Below are 1,057 nucleotides of genomic sequence, written 5' to 3'. Positions count from 1 at the left end.
CGACGACCGCGCCCGCGCCCACCACGGCCGCCACGGCCAGGGCACCGAACACGACCGGCAGCCGCACCCCGGGCGGGGTGGCCCGCGGCGGTTCGGGAAGTACGGCTGTAGCGGCCGGCCCCTGCACGACCGCCTCCAGCCAGCCCCGGAGCCGTTCCGCACCGGGACGCATGTGTGGATCCTTGTCCAGCGCGGCGGCCAGCACCGGCCACAGCACGCTCCCCGAGGGGGCGGGTGGCTCGGTGAGGACGGCGCTCAGCGTGGCGACGGCGCTGTCCCTGGCGAACGGGCCGCGCCCTTCGACGGCGGTGTAGAGGGTGGCGGCCAGCGACCACAGGTCCGAGGCCGGTTCCGCAGCCCCTGACCAGGCATCCGAGCCGGACCCGGTGGCGGCTCCTGGCGACGTCGGGCCGGTCGGCTGGATGGCGGTCCGATCCGCAGGACCCGCCCCGGCCGGGTCGGTGGGTTGGACCACGGTCCGGTCGGTGGCGTGACCATCGGTCGGGCCTGTGGGCTGGATGAGGGTGTGGTCCGTGGCGGGGACATGGTCTGTGGTGGGGGCATGCTCTGTGCTGGGGGCGTGCTCTGTGCTGGGAGCGTGGCCTGGGCTGGGGGTGCGCTCTGTGCTGGGAGCATGGCCTGTGCCCGGAGCGTGCAGGCATTCGGGGGCCGTGTAGCCCGGGGTGCCGACCGGTGTGCCGGGCAGGCCGCCGACCAGGGTGGCGATGCCGAAGTCCGTCAGCACCACGCGCCCGTCCCCCGCCAGCAGCACGTTGGCCGGCTTGACGTCCCGATGCAGCACCCCCGCCGCGTGCGTGGCCGCCAGCGCGGACAGCACCCGCAGCCCGATCTCGGCCGCGCGGCGCGCGGGCAGCGGCCCGTTCTCGCGGAGGACCTGCTCCAGGGACGGCCCGTGGACCAGCTCCATCACGATCGCCGGATCCCCGTCCTCGACGATCAGGTCGTGCACGGCCACGATCGAGGGATGCCGCAGCGCGGCGGCCGTCCTCGCCTCGGCCAGCGCGCGGTCGCACAGGGCGGCCCGCGACGCGGCGTC

1 protein-coding gene is annotated in these 1,057 nt (G+C 75.9%); it reads right to left on the bottom strand.

Translation table 11 applies throughout. The features are described 5' to 3' along the window. Positions 1–1,057, bottom strand: a 1,057-nt coding sequence (locus tag ACWDX9_RS63640) for a protein kinase domain-containing protein (RefSeq protein WP_449973504.1), incomplete at both ends; no start/stop codon positions are given.

This window comes from Nonomuraea sp. NPDC003201 (assembly GCF_053590415.1).
The sequence above is the reverse complement of the archived record's forward strand: the minus strand, read 5'-3'. Positions and strand labels throughout refer to the sequence as shown.